This window comes from Serratia sp. BFP-2025 (assembly GCF_050880365.1).
Taxonomy (GTDB): domain Bacteria; phylum Pseudomonadota; class Gammaproteobacteria; order Enterobacterales; family Enterobacteriaceae; genus Serratia; species Serratia surfactantfaciens.
Window position 1 is genome coordinate 2,497,284 of sequence record NZ_JBPAFV010000001.1, and the last position, 18,790, is coordinate 2,516,073.

Annotated in this window: 11 protein-coding genes and 1 pseudogene; all 12 read right to left on the reverse strand. The window is 44.9% G+C overall.

Going from position 1 to position 18,790, the window contains the following annotated elements:
• Nucleotides 1–97: 97 nt before the first annotated feature.
• The 12 genes and pseudogenes from ACRAWE_RS11945 to ACRAWE_RS12000 all read right to left on the reverse strand — a co-directional run bounded on the left by ACRAWE_RS11945 (nucleotide 98) and on the right by ACRAWE_RS12000 (nucleotide 18,747).
• A pseudogene (locus ACRAWE_RS11945) lies at nucleotides 98–1,199 on the reverse strand (IS3 family transposase).
• A gap of 168 nt (nucleotides 1,200–1,367) precedes the next feature.
• Nucleotides 1,368–2,744, reverse strand: coding sequence for a TolC family outer membrane protein (locus ACRAWE_RS11950; RefSeq protein WP_432525384.1), 1,377 nt, complete (start codon nucleotides 2,742–2,744; stop codon nucleotides 1,368–1,370).
• Nucleotides 2,745–2,746: 2 nt separating this feature from the next.
• Nucleotides 2,747–4,078 carry an HlyD family type I secretion periplasmic adaptor subunit gene (locus ACRAWE_RS11955; RefSeq protein ID WP_154746826.1) on the reverse strand — a complete coding sequence of 444 codons (1,332 nt, stop codon included), beginning with the start codon at nucleotides 4,076–4,078 and terminating at the stop codon, nucleotides 2,747–2,749.
• A 54-nt stretch (nucleotides 4,079–4,132) separates the two neighbouring features.
• On the reverse strand, nucleotides 4,133–5,899 hold the full coding sequence (locus ACRAWE_RS11960; protein WP_432525385.1) for a type I secretion system permease/ATPase: 1,767 nt from the start codon (nucleotides 5,897–5,899) through the stop codon (nucleotides 4,133–4,135).
• A gap of 380 nt (nucleotides 5,900–6,279) precedes the next feature.
• Nucleotides 6,280–9,276, reverse strand: a complete 2,997-nt coding sequence (locus ACRAWE_RS11965; RefSeq protein WP_432525386.1) for a beta strand repeat-containing protein — start codon at nucleotides 9,274–9,276, stop codon at nucleotides 6,280–6,282.
• Between the two features lie 800 nt (nucleotides 9,277–10,076).
• Nucleotides 10,077–11,510 (reverse strand): undecaprenyl-phosphate galactose phosphotransferase WbaP, encoded by a 1,434-nt coding sequence (gene wbaP, locus ACRAWE_RS11970; RefSeq protein ID WP_432525387.1) that lies wholly within the window; start codon nucleotides 11,508–11,510, stop codon nucleotides 10,077–10,079.
• A gap of 72 nt (nucleotides 11,511–11,582) precedes the next feature.
• Nucleotides 11,583–12,740, reverse strand: a complete 1,158-nt coding sequence (locus tag ACRAWE_RS11975; protein ID WP_432525388.1) for a glycosyltransferase family 4 protein — start codon at nucleotides 12,738–12,740, stop codon at nucleotides 11,583–11,585.
• Between the two features lie 75 nt (nucleotides 12,741–12,815).
• Nucleotides 12,816–13,877 carry a glycosyltransferase family 4 protein gene (locus ACRAWE_RS11980; protein ID WP_432525389.1) on the reverse strand — a complete coding sequence of 354 codons (1,062 nt, stop codon included), beginning with the start codon at nucleotides 13,875–13,877 and terminating at the stop codon, nucleotides 12,816–12,818.
• Complete coding sequence (locus tag ACRAWE_RS11985) at nucleotides 13,874–14,812, reverse strand: ATP-grasp fold amidoligase family protein (protein WP_432525390.1); 939 nt, start codon at nucleotides 14,810–14,812, stop codon at nucleotides 13,874–13,876. The genes ACRAWE_RS11980 and ACRAWE_RS11985 overlap by 4 nt, the downstream gene beginning before the upstream one ends.
• Nucleotides 14,805–16,271 carry a hypothetical protein gene (locus tag ACRAWE_RS11990; protein ID WP_432525391.1) on the reverse strand — a complete coding sequence of 489 codons (1,467 nt, stop codon included), beginning with the start codon at nucleotides 16,269–16,271 and terminating at the stop codon, nucleotides 14,805–14,807. Before ACRAWE_RS11990 ends, ACRAWE_RS11985 begins: the two co-directional genes overlap by 8 nt.
• The gene (locus tag ACRAWE_RS11995) at nucleotides 16,246–17,403 is read right to left on the reverse strand and encodes a glycosyltransferase family 4 protein (RefSeq protein ID WP_432525392.1); all 1,158 of its coding nucleotides are present in this window, start codon (nucleotides 17,401–17,403) and stop codon (nucleotides 16,246–16,248) included. Before ACRAWE_RS11995 ends, ACRAWE_RS11990 begins: the two co-directional genes overlap by 26 nt.
• A 21-nt stretch (nucleotides 17,404–17,424) precedes the next feature.
• Nucleotides 17,425–18,747 carry an oligosaccharide flippase family protein gene (locus ACRAWE_RS12000; protein WP_432525393.1) on the reverse strand — a complete coding sequence of 441 codons (1,323 nt, stop codon included), beginning with the start codon at nucleotides 18,745–18,747 and terminating at the stop codon, nucleotides 17,425–17,427.
• Between the last annotated feature and the right edge of the window lie 43 nt (nucleotides 18,748–18,790).

Genomic DNA, 18,790 nt, shown 5'->3' on the forward strand with positions numbered 1-18,790 from the left:
GCCTTTTCAATCATAATTGACCATCTATTTGTCCCCAGAGTTCCCTTGGTGCACTTGGTTTTGGCTGGTAAGTAAACAGTCCGCAAGTACACCTGTTTTAGTTCCACGCACTTTTTGAGGTTTCCGGGGGTTCAGCCATCAGCCGGCACTCTTCCGGTGTCAGGTTATTCAGGGATTCATGGGGGCACTCGCCGCTATATTCAGCCTGCCAGCACTCTGTAATTTCCCGTGCTTCATTCAGTGTTCTGAACAGATAAAAATCCAGTATTTCTGTTCTGTATGTTCGGTTGAACCGTTCGATAAAGGCATTCTGCGTTGGCTTGCCGGGCCTGATAAATTCCAGCATCACTCCATGCTCTTCTGCCCATTGTGCCAGCGTCGGCAAGACCAGCTCCGAGCGAGCTTCAGCGGATATCCGCGGTTTACCACGATCCTCTCCAGCACTCTCACGACCCGCGGCGCCGGAATATTCAGGTCAATTTCGATCGCCAATGCTTCGCGGTTAAAATCATCCACCACGTTGAAAGTCCGGAAGCGTCTGCCGCACACCAGCGCATCGTGCATAAAATCGATGGACCAGCTCTGGTCCATCGCCTCTGGCGTCGCCAGTGGAACAGGATTATGCACCGGCAGGCGCTGTTTTCTCTTATGGCGAAAATTCAGTTTCAGCAGGCAGTAAATCCGGTGAACGCGCTTATGGTTCCAACTGTTTGTTGCCTTGCCTGCGCAGCACCTGAAAAAGCGTTTTAAATCCGTATCGCGGATAGCGTTCAGCCGCCACGGTCAGTGCCATAATGACAGGCCCATCACGTCGCGTATCCGGCTGATAACGAAATACCGTCCTGCTCAGCGACAATATCCTGCATGCCTAACGTAAGCTCATGGCAAACTGCGCGGTCAGATAGCTGACCAGCTCACGCTTTATCGCTGGTTTTAAAGCTTTTTTTCAATAACGTCTTTCAGTGTACGGCTCTCGAGACTCAGGTCCGCAAACATCTGTTTCAGCCGACGGTTTTCATCCTCCAGATCTTTCATCTTTTGATATCGGAGGCTTACATACCTCCAAACTTCGCTTTCCAGTTGTAATACGAGGCCTCAGAGACCCCGGCCTTGCGGCAGACATCCTTAACGGTAAGTCCGGCCTCGACGGACTTCAGAACAGCAATGATCTGGTGTTCGGTGAATCGGGCTTTACGCACGGTGATCTCCTCAGAGGACATAATCAGTATGTCGGAAGATCTCTAAAAGTGAATGGCCCGCTTTACCGGGATGCTTACAGAAGCACCGGTCGATAACATAAGGTATTAACGCAAAAAAGAGCAGCGTAGTGCTGCTCTTTCAGATTAATGCTCATAGTGAATATGTTGTTAGCGACTGCGGGCGAAATACTGCGCCACACGCAATACATCCTTCTCGTCCAGCGTACCGGAATCGCTCAGCAGGGTAATCCAGGACTTGATGTAGGTGTACTTGGCAGAAGCCAGATCGCGCTGGGCGCTATAGAGCTGCTGTTCGGCGTTGAGCACATCGACGTTGACGCGCTGCCCCGCCAATACGCTCTGCCGGGTCGCCGTCACCTGGGTAGTCGCCGACTTCACCGCCAGCTCGTAGGCCGCCAGCTTGGCACGGCTGCTGATGCACAGATTGAACTGCTTGCGCAGATCGTTCAGCGTCGACCCCACTTGCGTATCCATCTCGGCCATCGCCTGGCCGTAACGTGCCGCCGCCTGCCGCGTTGAGGCCGCCACGCCGCCGCCGGAGTAAATCGGCAGACTCACCTGTACCCCGATGCTGTCGGTGCGGTATTTCTGGTTAACCGTGTTGTCGCTGCTGGAATCGTTCTCCGAATGCGAAGCATAGAGTTGCACGTTCGGCATAAAGCCGGCGCGGTTTCTCTCTACCTCGTATTTCGCCGCATCGACGCCGTGTCGCGACGCGGCCAGTATCGGGTTATTCTCCAGAGCTATCTTTTGCCACTCGTCGAACTTCGACGGGATCAGCGGTGCCACCTGGAATTTGCCCGGCCGCAAGGCCTGCAGCTCATCCAGTTGATTCAGCGGTACCCCGATGATCACTTCCAACTCACGCTGCGCGGCATCCAACGCATCGCGCGCTTCGATCACCTGCGCTTCAGCCAGGCTGTAGCGCGCCTGCGTTTCGGAAACGTCGGTCAGCGTCCCCTCACCCGCGCTCATCAGCCGGTCGTTCAACGCCAACTGCTCTTTATAAGCCGCCTTTTGCGCCTCGGCCAAGGCAATCTGATCTTTGGAATAGGCCACTTCGACATAGGCATTGACCACCCTCACTGCCAGATCGAGCAGTTTGCCGCGATAGCGTTCGTCCGACATCAGCGTCTGCGCCACGCCGCCTTTATAGCGCGCATAGGCTTCGTAATCGAACAACGGCTGCGTCAACGTCACCGAGCTGGAATAGCTGCGGTACTGCTGACGCCGCGTCGCTTCAGTAATGTTGCCAAAGAAGTCGCTCTGCGGGTACTTCTGCGTTTGCCAGTTGCGCGGCGAATTCTGGTAGTTCAGCGATACCTTCGGCAGCAACCCCGCCCTGCCGATATTTTCGTTTTCATCTCCCGCTTCTTTCTCTTTTATAGCCGCCCGGAAGGTCGGGTCCTTTTCTAATGCCAGCGAATATGCGTCTAAAATCCCTATCGAATAAACCGGCGCAGACATCGCAAACAATAGGGTGCCGATAACCAGACCGGCAGCCTGTCGTTTTGATTGAATCAAAATTATTCCTCGGTTAATGAAGTATGAGCGCGATCCAAAATAGGTTTAAACAGATAGCTCAGCAGCGAGCGCGACCCCGTTTTCACGAACACCTCCACCGGCATCCCCGGCTTGATGTCCTCACCGCTGAGCATTTTCATGCCCTCCGGCGAGACCGTGACCTGCATCTGGTAGTAAGGTTCGCCATTGGTTTTGTCGACCAGACGGTCGGCGGAAACCAAGGTGACCGTTCCCGGAATTTTCGGGGTTTTATTTTGGTTGAAGGCGGTAAACATCAGATCCACCGGCAACCCGTTGTACACCTTGTCGATCAGGTCGACTTTCAGACGAGAATCCACCACCAATGTCGCCTGACTGGGTACCACGTCCATCAGGTGGTCACCCGCTCCCACGACGCCCCCCTGAGTGAAGATATTCAATCCGACCACGGTGCCGTCCACCGGTGAGGTGATGGCGGTGTTGCCCAGATCGAAATCGGCCATTTGCAGTTTGTTGCGGAACTCGCTGGCGTCCATTTGGGTTTGCGCCAGCTGCGTTCTGACCTCGCGCTGATAGTCGGCGAAACGCTGATCGATACGCTGTTGAGATTCCTGCAGCTGCTTTTGCAATTGGCCAATTCGCCCGACGGTTTCATCGATGCTGCTGTTCACCTCGGCGAACTGGCGCTGAATTTCCAGGTAGCGGTTACGCGGCAGGTAACCGTCCGCCGCCAGTTGTTTCATGCTGTTCATCTGCTCACGCAGGCTGGAGAGTTGGATCTGTTTGTTGGCGCGCGAATCCTGCAGACCTTTCAACTGGAAACGGATCCCGTCCATCGACTGCTTGTAACCGTCGATTTCACTCTGCAGCCCTTGGCGGCGGGAGGCGAACAGCTGCGTCTGCAGCGCGATGATCTCCGCGACGCGCGGCTGATCCTTGATCTTGGTGAAGATGGGGGAAAAAGTGACCGTGCTCAGACCATCCCGTTCAGCGAGCAAACGCCCTTCGGTCGCCAGCGTGGTGTAGTACTGATCGCGCAGAGAATCGACCTGCGCCTGCGCCTGCACCTGGCTCAACTGCACCAGGACTTCGCCGGCTTTCACCTTATCGCCGTCTTTCACCACGATATTTTTGATGATGCCACTGGCCGGCGCCTGCACCGTTTTACGGTTGCCGGAAACGGTTACCGATCCCGGCGAAGCGACCCCTTTATCCAGAGGCGCAAACGCCGCCCAGGCTAAGAAGCCGAACACGCCCACTCCCAGCGCCAACCACCCGAGGCGGGTATAACGACGCTCATCCAGCGGGATCTGTTCTGAGTACGAGTCATTCGGCTCGCCAATATGCGTAGACATACCAACTCCTTTGACTGTCGGCGACGCAACGGCGCCGCCAGACAAGTTCACGGCTTAATTAATTTGAGTTTTAGGAATATCGCCTTCATCCGGCTCGGAGTTCACCGCGCGCACCGCCTGCGGAGGCACCTGCGCTTTTTGCGCATTCGCCAACGCCTGCAGTACTTGCTGCGTAGGGCCAAACGCATTGACGTTCCCGTTAACCAACAGCAACAGCTTATTGGTCATCGCCAGTAGATTGGTACGGTGAGTAATCAGAATCACCGTCTTATTCCGCTGTTTAAGGAACGTAATGGCCTGGTTCAACGCCCGCTCGCCGGCATCGTCCAGATTGGAGTTGGGTTCATCCAGCACGATAAGAGAAGGATCGCCATACAGCGCGCGCGCCAAACCGATACGCTGTTTCTGACCACCGGAAAGCCCGGCGCCACCGCTGCCGATCACCGAATCATAGCCATTAGGGAAGCGCAGAATCAGCTCATGCACCCCAGCCAACTTGGCGGCCTCGATCACTTTCTCCGAGTCCAGTTCGTTGAAGCGGGCGATGTTCTCTGCGATGCTGCCGGCGAACAGTTCAATATCTTGCGGCAGATAACCGATGAAAGGCCCCAGTTCGTCCTTGTTCCACTGATAGATATCGGCGTTGTCGAGCCGCACAATGCCTTCGCTGACTGGCCAGATACCGACCAACAGGCGCGCCAGCGTTGACTTGCCGGAGGCGCTTGGCCCAATAATCCCCAGCACGTCTCCCGGCTGAATGGCAAAGCTGACGTTATGCAACACCGCACTTCCCTTCGAACCGGGCGGCGTGGCGGTCACCCCTTCAACGGAGATCACCCCTTCCGGACGCGGCAACGACATGCCGGTACCGCGCGGAGGATGCTGCTCCAGCAAGCGCACCAGGCGCTGGTATGCCAGCTTGGCGGAACTCCAACTTTTCCAAACGTTGATCACCTGCTCGATCGGCGCCAGCGTGCGCCCCATCAAAATCGAACCGGCGATCATCATGCCCGGCGTGATGTGCCCATCGATCGCCAGCCAGCCCCCAAGCCCCAAAACCAACGACTGGAGCGACAGACGCACAAACTTGGTGATCGACGTCACCCGCGACGCCCGCTCGCTGGCGATGCGTTGGCTGTTCAGGAAGCGCTGATGCAGACCGAACCAGCGTCCTTTCAGATTAGGCAACATGCCCAGCGCTTCGATCACTTCGGCATTGCGCAGGTTGGTGCTGGCCAGACTGCTCGACATAATAGAAAGGCGGCTGGCATCCGCCAACGGCTTCTTCGACACCACTTCGTTGATCACCGCCAGGGCGATCAACAGCAAGGAACCCACCAGGGCGAACAACCCCAGCCAAGGGTTAAACAGGAAAATCACCAGCAGATAGATCGGGAACCAGGGCGCATCGAAGAAGGCAAATAGCGCGCTTCCGGTCAAAAACTGGCGCACGTTGGTCAGATCGCTCAACATCTGGCCGGCATCGGAAGAGCCGTTCTTTAGATTCGCCTCGTAAGCCGCCGTATAGATGCGCGTATTGAGGCGCATATCCAGCTGGCTGCCGATGCGGATCACCACCATGCTGCGCACGTATTCAAGCAAGGACATCATGCCAAACATACCCAGCATGATCAGCGTCAGCATTAACAGCGTGATTTCATTACGCGAAGGGAGCACCCGGTCATAAACCTGGAGCATGTAAATGGAAGGAACCAGCATTAACAGGTTAATAAACGCCGTGAAAATACCAACGGTCCAGAAGACTTTACTGCGCGTCCGTATAACATCCGCAATTTCGTTGCGCGGGATAAATTGATTCACGTTCTGCCCTTACATCATGTGCACTGTCAGTCCAATCCGCATTGACCCCTCCCCTAAAGAAATTCCTAAAAAAGAATTTACCCCGGGAAGACTCACCCCAAAAAAATGCCCGAGACTGCAGATACTTTCGTTAACTATAGGTTGAGAAAGTGAAAATCGGCAAGGTTGGCCATAAAAAAAAAGACGGTCAAAAAGATGAAATAAACCATGACAAAACAATGAGATACAGGAGATCAAAAATAAGAGAGGAAGATAACGAAATGGAATAACTTAGAGAGGATGATGCCGCTCACAAAATTAAACATGCGGGGGGTTACGCCCCCGCATTATTTAATCCCCAATAGTCCCATGGGGAATTATTGGTTATTGCAACTTTACCCTTAGGCGTAGTGCAGAGTATCCACCAATTGCTGGTGGTTCTGGCCAGTCAGGTAAATAACCGTGTCGTTGGCATCCAGCGTGTGGTTATTGTTGTTATCAATAATCACATAGGAGTCAGCATTGTTACCGGTACCGCTGAACACCACCGAAGCCACGCCCACCTTCGCCGTCAGCGAGTTTGGATTGCTCAGGCCCAGGATGCCGCCCAACAGGCCGACAACGCCGGTGGTCAGACCGCCAACCAACGAGCCCAACAGTGCATCCAACGTATCTGAAGCGCGAGTACCGTAATCCGCCACCGCAGTACCGGTATTGGACAGGGTCAGCCCGGAAGCAGCATCAACGATCTTGTCCTTCGCGGTGCTAAAGTCGGTGATGGTGACCCCCGCCTGCGTGTTACTGGATTTCAGATCGTAGATATTCGCCCCGGCACCGCCGGTCAACGTGGTGTTGCCCAGTACGTTGAAGCTGTCGGCTGTCGACGTCCCTTCAACCGTCAGTTGATAACCGTTCAGGCCCAAGGTGTTCAACAACGGGGTCAGCAACGCGGTGGTAACCGCGCTCAATGGCAAGGCGTTCAACAGCTGCACGATGATACCGTCACCAGTACCCGCATGGCTTGAATCCAGGTTCAAACCGCCGGTATTGGTCGAAGCGTTAACATCACGCACGTTACTGAAACCGCTGCCCAGCGTCAGATTCAACGCATGATCGCCAGTCACATTAACAGTCTGAACCTGCGCATTGGTACCGGCCAGAGACAGAATGTTGTTAAACGAACCTGTACCGCCGGAAGCCACGTTCACCGTTGTCAGCGCAGTGCCCAGCAGGGCGCTGCTGCTGCTGTTCAGGCTGATGGCGCCGGCATTCACGTTGGCCGAACTCACCGCATCGAAGTTGATGTTGAAGTGATCGGTGGCGTTCTGCACGAAGGTGAAGTTCAGCGTACTGGCGGAGGTCGCGTCCCCTTTCACTTCCAGCTGCGCGGCGTTACCGCCGGCGGCGTTGATGACGTTGACGTTAGCCAGCCCGGAAATCACGAAACCTTGCGCCCCCAGGTTGGTCGCCGCCGCGTTTTGGGTGACCGTACCGCCGGTAGTGCCTTCCACCGTGGACGTGCCGTTGGTCAGGCCGAAGTCGAAGGTGTTGGTTGGCGTAGTGACGGTAGTGGTAGTCGGCGAACCAATCAGCGGTGTCGTAATCAGCGTACCGACAGACTTACCGATGTAGCCGGTCAGATCAATCTGCTCGAAGTTCGAGAAGTTGTTGGCGTTGCTGGTCACCGTACTGGTACGCACGCCCAGGGCGTTCTGGTTGGTTACTACGGTCTTGGTGATGAAGTTGGCAGAGATAGAATCGGTGCCGGTACCGCCGTCTGCCTTGACGGTATTGGCAACGGTGTTCGCCCCGCCGGCAACCCCATTACCCGCCCAGTGCAGGCTGTCGTTGCCGGCGCCGAGGTTAAACTGTGCGGTACCGGTCGCGATGTTAGCCGCCGAAGTAACAACCACGTTATCTGCACCCGAACTGGCGTTCAGAATCACATTGCCGTTGTTAACGGTGACAGCAACCCCTGGGTTGACGCCGTTGTCAGACAGGTTGACCGTTGCAGCGCTGGTGCCGTTAATGGTCAGGTTAGCCAGATGATCGGCGAACTTCAGGTTGACCAGGCTGGCAGCATTGGCGTTCAGTTGAACATTCGTCAGTACTGCGGTTTCGGCGTTGCTAATTTGGTGGGAAGCGCCAGTGTTGACAGTTCCTGTCGCGTTGCCGCCAGCAGCCGTTGCAGTCAGAGATGCAGCGGTTTTATACAGCAGGCTAGTACCGATGTCATATTCGAAGCCATGCTGCTGAGTTACAGTAGTGGCGTCAGTGGCAGTTGAGTTGCGCAGGTCATTAATGATCGCAGTCGTAATCGCGCCTTTGTCGGTTAACCCGCTATACAGTGCAATTTGCGCTGGTGTAGCAGCAACACCGTGAACGCCAGTATATACGTGCTGAATGAAGTCAGTGCCGGTCAATTGAGCACCTTTCTTCTGGAACTCAACAGAGGTCAACAGTTTTGTGGTCAGTGAAGTAAAAGTGTTACCGTGCTTACCCAGATAATTGCTCCAGTCGTCCAAGCCTTGCGCATCAACATCACGTTGAGGTACAGCAAGATAGATGGAAGCAACCTGTTCACGAGCAGCCAAACCAGCCAGTTGGCCGGCACCATCAGGCTGAGTTTCATTCAGGAAGAATTGCTGCGCCGTAGTATCACCGGAACCTACGGTGCCGCGCAATCCAGTAATGATACTGACTAGCACATCACCTTTAGTGCCGCCCCCGCTAAGAATTGCACTCAGAGCGGAGAACTCACTGTTACTTGGCGCTCGTTCGTAGGCTTCATTAAACACCTTATTGATAAAATCTGTGTTTGATAACGAATTGAGCGCTGCTCGGTCGGTAACAAATTTATTGGCTACTTGCGAGAAGGATTGCGCAGACGTATTTATCTGAGTAGCCAGTGTAATAACCGTACTGGTGACAGGATCAATGCCGGCCAGATAATAGAGTGCCAATGCATCCGACACGCCAGGACCGGACCCAGCTGCGCTGGTACCCGGGAATAGCACATTATTGAGTTGCGCATCGAAGTTGCTCTGGGACGCCAGCGTTCCGCTATCAAAACCACTGTAATTCAGCAAAGAGTTAACGGCGTTTGATATGGCATCATTCAAGGTGCTCCCAGCAAGAATCGCCTGTAGCTGCGCGGTCGTCGGTGAGCTACCATAAGCTGCTGTGTAGATACTCTGTAAAATTTCAACGTCTGTTTTTGATGCATAGAGTGCCTGTCCAGCACTGGAGGATAAAAGACTGGAGATGTATGCTTGAGCGGTAGTTTGCCCTTTCTCTATTTGATTACCAACAGTGTCAAACACGCTTGGCGATGCATTTTGTCCAAGCACAGCTAAAAGAAGCGCTGCCGCCTCTTTCTGGTACACTAGAGAAGCCATAATCGTATCCTTAAAAAATAAAATGGTTTTAGCTAGGCAAAATCAAAACCCGATTTAAAACCTGGCGTTAGCGATAAATTGTAACCGCATAATTGAATAACGTGCGAAAACCCCCTTACTTCGCATATAAAGAAAAGTTCAAAAACACGATACTGTCAAGTGAATAGGAATTTTATTAGAAAAACAAAAAGCCAATAAGAACAAAGAATTAGCAAGGAATCAAAAGATATAAATAAAAAAAATTAACGTTAGGGTGCAAACAATTCGCATTTCAACATCTAAAGTTTATTAATACTAAGCCATAATTAGAATATAGAGCACATCCGATTATCAACAGATATATCAGTCAATCCGATACTACTTAGACAGCAGTTCAAACTCAGTAACTCGATAAAACACAAGGAGTTATAAGCCATCAGATAGGAAGACCCTAAAGCCTCCAAAAAACTTTATCACGAGGAGAAAATTTATTTTAATGCTTTAAAACTCGTGGAGCTACAAACCAAGAGATAGTGAATAAAATTTTAAATAAGCCATATGAATAAAATTCATCATATCGAAAAGTAAAAATCAAGAAGGGATATAGAGAAAAGAATAGGATAGGATAGGATAGGATAGGATAGGATAGGATAGGATAGGATAGGGGAATAAAGATCATAGAAAGGAGGACGCAACGCTTTATATTCAACGTTGCGTCAAATGCACTCAAGCAAAACGACAGCATGATTAAGAGCCAGCTTTGACTGAAAAACTTTTAAAGCTGGCCTTCTTCAAGCATAGATAAAATGAAAAGAAATTGATTAGTAAGCACCATCTCGCTTCAAAACTACACCTATAGTCTTAAAAAGAATAGCAATATCATTCCATAATGCCCAATTTTTCACATACCAAGCATCGAAATATACCCTCGTATCATAATCAATATCATTACGTCCGCTAACCTGCCAAAGCCCTGTCATACCAGGCTTTGCCATTAAGTAATAATCTACGTCACCAGCGTAGCGTTCAAGCTCCGCTTCAATAACCGGCCGTGGGCCAACTAAACTCATTTCTCCCTTTAACACATTCCACAACTGCGGTAATTCATCCAAGCTTGTCTTCCTAATAAAATGACCTATTTTTGTAATTCTAGGATCATTTTTTAATTTAAAATCTTTATCCCATTCTGCGCGAGCATCGGCATCATTTTCCAAGAGATTTTTCAAAACCTCCTGAGAATTTACGACCATTGATCTAAACTTCAAGCATTTAAATTTAACGCCATATTGTCCAATACGTTCATGCCCATAAATAGCCTTCCCACCATCTCGAGATACTTTATAAGCAAGAAAAATTAAAACCGGTGACAATGCGAGAATAATAGAAAATGAACCAACTATATCAAAGAGGCGCTTAACGATTCTTGATGAGCGTTTAGCAAGGTTATTATTAACACGCAAAATCATAACTTCATGGCTAAAAATAAATGACATATCTGTCCCATATAATGGGACACCTCTCAACGTAGGAATAACCGAGACAGATCGACAATTGTGTTTAACAAGATTCTTCAACCACCAGTCACGAAGCGTATTTTGCTCATATTCAAGTGCCACAATAAACTGCGTATTTTCAACATCAGCAATCTCCCACAACCTTTCTTCCGTTTCAATTACAGGAACATTTACTGCGATATTATTGTTTGAGACATCAGTACAATAAAAAGCAGTCACATCAAATCCAAGTACCTCTTCACTTTGCAATGCTGCATAAGCCTCCATGGCATTCTTTCCAGAGCCTATAATGATAGTATTCTTTTTCCATAAATTAAGCTTATTCAACAAGTGCTTAGTTATGATTCGACCTAATGGAACAAGGAAGATAATCAGTAGCCAGGTAGACATCCAGATATAACGCGAGAAATTCCACTTAGAGAAAGCAACTAATGAAAGATCTAAAACTGCAAAGATAAGCAACGTACGAACAGTTTCTTTCAATTCAAACCAAAAAGGTTTTCTGTAGGTATAATGCCGTAATCTAGTCAGGAACCAAAAAATACAAATCAGAGAGAGAATAAAATGTACCAGGACTCTAACGCCATATCCATCAGATAAAAGATAAATACCTGGATCATCTAAAAATCTATAGATAAGAAAGTAAGAGATATATATTGAAACATTAAAAAAAATCAAATCAGATAAAATTAATGCAAACTTAGAAATAAAACCTTTAACATTCCCATGGCTATTTGACATTGGGTTTTCCATCCATAACTAATTTGAAAAACAATCTTATTCGCTATTAATAAGAATCTTTAACCAAAACCATTAGTAAACAATCATTTTATTTTCATTAAATAATAGCCACTTTTCGCTGACATACTCACTAAACTCTTTATCAAACCTTTCAGAAGAAAACTTCAGCGCATTATTACAACAATCGGAAGGTAGAATTTTGTCTTGGACTTTTTCAAAGCGATGAACACTCTCGATTAATGATTTAACATCTTGTCGTTCAAAGAATAGCCCTGTTGCCTTTCCGACACCATAAGGTCTAACTGTTTCCAGTGCGCCCCCTCTCCCGAACGCGATAACAGGAGTTCCGCAACCCTGAGCCTCAACGGGAACAATTCCAAAATCCTCTTCTGCAGCAAATATAAATGCCTTTGCATGTGACATATAGTCAATAAGTTCAGACTTATCTTTATAGCCTAATATATGAACATTAGAAGACGCCTTCATCTTAATCTTTTTGATTTCAGGGCCGTCACCAATGACAATTAGTTTTTTAGTTGGCATTAACGAGAAAGCATCTACAATTAAATCTATTCGTTTATAAGGTACAAGTCTAGAGGCCGTCATATAATAATCGTCTTTTGACTCTCTATAAACAAATTGAGAGCTATCAACTGGCGGATAAATTACGTCAGCATCTCGACCATATACTTTCTTTATCCTCCTAGCGATGAAGTGTGAATTAGCAATAAAAAAATCCACTCCATTAGAGGTACGGCAATCCCAGAGTCTCATTTTATGCAAGAACCATTTAATCAATAATCCCCGCAACCCAGAATCATAGCCGGACTCTTTTAGATACTGATGTTGCAAGTCCCATGCATAGCGCATTGGTGAATGAACATAGCTGATATGCAATTGATCAGGTCCAGATAAAACACCTTTAGAAACAGCATGGCTGCTCGATATGATAATATCGTGCTCCTTCATATTTAGCTGTTCAACCGCATAAGGCATTAATGGAAGGTATGATTGATAGAGTTTCTTTGCGAAAGGCAACTGTTGTATAAATGTAGTTTTCGCAGTCTTACCAAATAATTCAGCACGATCTCGATCATTTAAAAAATCAACTACAGCGTAAAGAGTTGATGTAGGGAAAGCATTAAGAACCTGTTTAATGACACTTTCTGAACCAGCATATGTAACCAACCAATCTGCTACAACACCAATATTAACATTGCTATATAACATTGCTGACCTCTAGGGATATTTTCATTTCTAAAAACACCCCATATAAGTCTATAGGGAAGAAAAGCGTGTAATTAATCAAATTATGCCATCCAAAAGAGAGTTTAACTTTTCTGCAGATTTACTCCAAGAAAATCTTTTTGCGTTCTCTCTACCACTTGCAACTAGTTCTGTTCTTAAATTTGTATCCAGCATTAACAGTTCCATAGCAGAATATAGCTCTGAGCTACTCTCCGGAGAGAAAAAAAAAGCACTGTCTTGTAACACCTCAGGCATAGAGGCTGCATTGGAAGAAATTACTGGGCAGCTACAGGCCTGTGCCTCAATAGGTGGAATACCGAATCCTTCATAGAGAGATGGAAACACAAACGCAACTGCATTTTTATATAATTCCGACAAAGAATTATCATCGACGCGTCCCAAAAACTTCACGCGGCTTGCATTCAACTCGTCAAATTTGTCGCTGTCTAACGAGAGATGGGCATGGTTTCTATCACCAACGACTCTCAGCTCAACATCGTATTTTTTCGAGAAGACTAAAAATACATCAATTAAAAAACTTAAGTTTTTATGGTAAAGAGGCGACGATAATGCAAGAAAGTACCTTACTTCTGATTTAGAATCAATTTCGTTATTGTGAATAAAGTTTTTAGACACAGCATTATAAACAACATCCACATCTTGGTCATTACATGAGAAATTATGAATCAATTCATTCTTGGAAAAATTGCTCACTGTCACAATTTTCTTGCAAAAACGAATCAAAAAAGGGGTCATGAAATTATAGATTCCGCGAAATTGCCATGTATAACTTTGTGGAAACCGCTTGTAAGTAATATCATGAAGTGTAATAACTTTATTTTTATAAAAAACCGGCGCTAGATTACAGAGATTCACAAGTAAAGGACTTCCTAGCGTCAGCAGGTAACGCGGTAGATCATACTGTTCCCACAGATAACCAGTATTGCTACCTATAATTCTGATAGTGGCAGACTCAGGAAACTCCCCAAAAACAATATTCCTTGGAACAAGAAAAATGATATCATCTCTGAGCAACATCAACGCTAAAGAGATCTCTTTGGCGTAGCGCTGAACTCCAGTGAGTTCTTGAGTAAGAAATCTTGCATTAATGTAAATCAATTATAGCGCTCCAATCCAATTGTGGAGGCTCGTAATTGATCCAATGAGCTCATAGACCAAAAATGCCCCATAACATTGTCTAATTCATCACCGAAGCCAATACCAAACCCTGCGGCAGGCGTAAATGTCATTTCGCCAAAGTACAAGTTTCCTGAATGAATATACCAATCAACCCTGACATAATCAAATTTAGCGGCCAACGTTAAGCTTTTGCTCAATGCACAAGCAAGTAGATTGCTACATACAGGTACCCCCTCCTCCCCCTTTTCTTTACAAAACACTGTTTCCAAACTATTTACATAAAAAGTTCTACGAATCTTACCGGAGAATCTATCATCGATTACCTGCAATACATAATTTGTATTACCATTAGCATTATTGAATATATGGAACTTGTAATCAATAGGAGCCTTAAATCCATCACCTAATAGTTTTTCCACCAGTATTTTAGGTGATATTTTACTGTAATGTCTCTCTCTCTGGACCTGTGAAAAATCGATAGAAAGCCATTTATTTACCTCACTACAGATCCTATCAAGGAAAAAATCATCAGCTATTTCAGGTATGACCACATACATCCCAGCACAGTGATTTGGTTTAATAATCACATCACATCCAAATCTTAAATCGCAAGGTTTTATGGGATGTTTTGAATGAAAAAGAAGAGGTACTAAAAACTCATTACCTATTGTATCACTGATATACTGTCTGACTTTATATTTATCAGCCAATATAGAAAAAGCGCTCAGCTCAAACTGTCTACTTTTTCTGTACAGCACCTTCTCATTGAAACTTATCGGATTTCTCAATCTAGGGAAACGTCTAAAGTAATAAAAAAAAACCAAACAATCTTGAATCCTCCAAGGAGCAAAATGGAGTATTCTCTTTACTCGCCGGAATAAATATTCTTTTACCAAAACAAGCCAGCTATTCATAAACTTTACCGATAATGGATTTTCGATTTCTGGATTCATCTTTAAAGTGAATGAGTAAAACAGTCAAAATCAAAAGTTTGAAAAAGGAAAGTGCAGGCATTGGATATGGCTGAATAATGATACTTGTACTAGCCATCAACCATAAAATATTAAAAAAAATCACCGTTGAAAACGGTGTGTTATTATTCCTGATATTCTCAGGAATAATAACACACATGAATAATAGAGCCATAACCAACATAAAAGAAAAACCAATAATTCCACTATTCTTAACCTGTGTTAACATCGGCATCTGAATGCTTTTCTTATAGACCACCTCACCCTCAGGATACTGGTCGATCTTTTTTGTTTCACCTTTATCAGCAATCCCTGTCGGTGAAATATATTTTCCACCATATCCTATACCAATAAGATTCGCTGGGAAGTAATGTCCTGTATATTTCCAATAGTCATTTAACTGACTAGACCGAGTTACTATAGACTTACTGGTTAGCATAGGCACGGTTGCTGGTAATGTCAATGCTATAATAAGTGCACTCAGCACTAGCTTTATTTTATATTTTCCGCCGGAAAGCGCAGAAATAAAAATGTCATAGAACAGAAAAATAGCAGCAATGACGAAAATGAATTTATATATATTTAAGAATACGAAGAGACCAATAGTCAGTGCTGCCCAATAAATAAATCTCATCGACTTGATAAATGAAAAAGGCATTACTACAAAAATCAAAGCATACATTGTAAAATAATTATATATTTTGTCTTGATCTATAATAGTTACTTTTACCCCGTATCTCTCCCACAAAAAATCATAGTAAATACCGCACGAAACTAAACTTGAAATAAAATTAATCACATCAATTACAATAAACAGCTTTAAAATATCATAAAAACTATAGTTTTTTAACTCCGGATATACTTTAAAGAACAGAATTAAAAACGTCAAAAAGTAAATAATGCCTCTGATGTAGACAGCATGATCTTTAAAACTAACCATACCACCTCTTGCTGAGTGCACATAATAACCAAAAGAAGAAACAACAGCAATGAAAACAGCCTGAAGAATTATCAACAACAGTATTTTAATTATGAGTGCATTAACATTGCAGTAATCAACCCTTGAGATTACGACTCGAGACAGTACGAAAAACAAGAACACAATGGAAACTATATCTAATGGTGATAATATAGAGTAAATCTTATAATGATAGATGAAATTACGCGCAACTGGAATGTTAAAATCATGTATTGGCATAACCATCATATTATAAGATGAATATGAACATATTATATAATATAACAGAAATATAAAAAGATACCTGCTAAAACCGCGACCTTTAGAGAACGAATACAAATAGTAAAGTGCAAAAAACAACCCAACTAAAAAAAAGAAGGAATCGATTGAGATCAATTCACCAGGCACCTCTTTTAGCTCAAGTTCTGCTGCAGGCTCTTTCATATATTTTCTTATACTCGCTAGTTGTTTTTTCAATACTAAATTCGATCACATCGCGCGCATCAGGGAGAGCAATACTAGGCATTAAAATCTCTCGCTCAATATCACTTAATACTAATGGCTTCACATTAGGCAATAGAGACATCAATTCAACAATTCCACCAATAGGGCTTGTAAATACAGGTTTATTGGCTAAAGCGCTCTCAACGATAGTCCGACCGAATGGTTCTCTCCACTTCGTAGGCAAAATAACCAGATCAACTTTTGAAAGAAATTCTTCGATATCCTCATACTCACTTACTCTAACATTCGCTGCATCTGCCAACATTTCGAGAGAATTACTATTTTTAGAGTTGTTGAATTTCCCTGCAGCTAATGCTTCTATGTTAATACTATTCTTTCGCAAAAAGATAATGGTTGAACAGAAATCATCAAAACCTTTCTCCTCACTAAGTCGACCTATGTAGCCTATTTTAACAACATCATCTCTTTCTCTTTGTGGCCGGTTAATAACCACAGCATTATAAATTGTTATACCATCGCAGGAAGAAAAAAATCCATTTATAGTATGGAACTTTCTTATATAATCACTTATCCCAACAAAAAAACTAACCTTTCGTGATTTTAATTTTTTTAGAAGAGAAAAGATCAGAACACTAATACTATGCTCATTAGTATTTCTTCCTTTTTTATACAGTGTTGAGTTTGGATGAAAAAGATAGTAGTCACGAGCGGTATGAATTATCTTTACACCGCACTTATCCGCGGCATCCCATACAGCAACAGAAAAACCACACAAATTGTTAGTATGAACAATGTCAGGTGTAAACAACAAGATCTCAGATAAAATTAATGCCTTCATCATGGGATTATAGTTATCGATAAAATGCCAGACTAATCTTTCTAAGTATCCTCTGCGTAAATTATCGAATGGCCAGTAGATATTTCTTAATGGCAAGTAAACAACTTCAACTCCATTGATGGTCGAGAACTCCCGAGTAGCACTCTTATGCAACGTGACAACACGCACATCGTCTCCATTTTTAACCAACTCTTCACTTAGAAGCTGCACCGAGCGCTCAGCACCGCCAACAAAATTGGGGGTATAGAGGGTATTAATAATGAGAACTCGCATCACATCACCTTTAAAGAATAATTACTTATTTAGTGAAAATATTGATAAATGCATTCTTCCAATTTCGCCACGTCTGAAAAAGTAATTGAATAAAGTCAAGGAAGCGAACTCAGTTAATAAAATGCTATATGCTGCACCTATATTTCCATGGCCTGGGACAAAAATGAAAGCCGATATAACGCTGGTGATAGTCACCATCAGTGCCTTGATAGATAAGTAATGATACCCTGATTTTTTTATAATATAACGGTATGACACAACTCCCATAACTGAGAATAGTGATGCGATAGTTAGAAGTACCAGCGTATAGTAAGCCGATGAATATGCATTGCCAAACAAAAAGGACAAGACTTCTCTTCCTGTTAGTAAAACGCCAATGACCGCTAATAGAGATATTAAGAATGTGATTTTGTTAACTTGCCGGACGAGGCGGTCAATATTTCCTTTAATTTTCTCTTTATAGATGATAGAGAAATAAGAAGTAATAATTGATAATGGAATGAAAACCCAGGAGGTAGCGATTGTACTTGCCGCTGAGAAAACACCCAATTCTCTGTCGCCGCAATAGTGGGCAAGAACAAACTGTGAAAACTTTGTGTAAATAGTAACTGAGACACCGGAAATCGCCAATGGTAAGCCGACCGCTAGAGCATAAGATATATACTTCCTCCTTTGAACCTCAGAAATTATAACTGCATTGTGTTGACGTCGGTAATTCAATCTTCTAATCAAATAAGGAATCAATGAAATGAGGATGATCGGAGCTGCGAGCCATGCAGGATCAAGACTCAATACCGCTATAAAGTAGCGCAAAGAAATGGCTACAACCAAACCAACTAGATTTGCTATTGTATTTTTTTTAGAATTTAATGTCGCCTCATTAAAGACTCGTAACACATCCTGCGTTATAAAATAGACAGAGATACATGAAGCTAAAAGAAAAACAAATGTTAGATAATCAGAGTTAAAGTAGAACCAAATAAGTGCAATCGTAGATAGTGAGAGATGAATAAATGCACGCAATTTCTTAACTGCGAACATTAACTTGAAGCACGATGTTTTATTATCACACGCTCTCTTAAAAATGATACTATCAGTTCCTAGCAGAGAAATTGACTGAATAACTGCAAAAACAGTTGTAGAAAATGCTAGCTTACCGAAATTTTCGGGCCCAATATATCTTGCAACATATGAGGTAACAAAAATCAAGCCAAGTACTGTCACGACTCTTTCAGCAGAGATCCAGTACGAGTTTTTTATAATGTTCAAGTTAGCATCTCTAAATTTGAAATAAACTATCAAAGCACGCTCAGATTTTACACAAACGAAAATCCACACTACCATATCTGTGCATTATCTAAATATCATCCAGCCAAGCTTAGTTAAA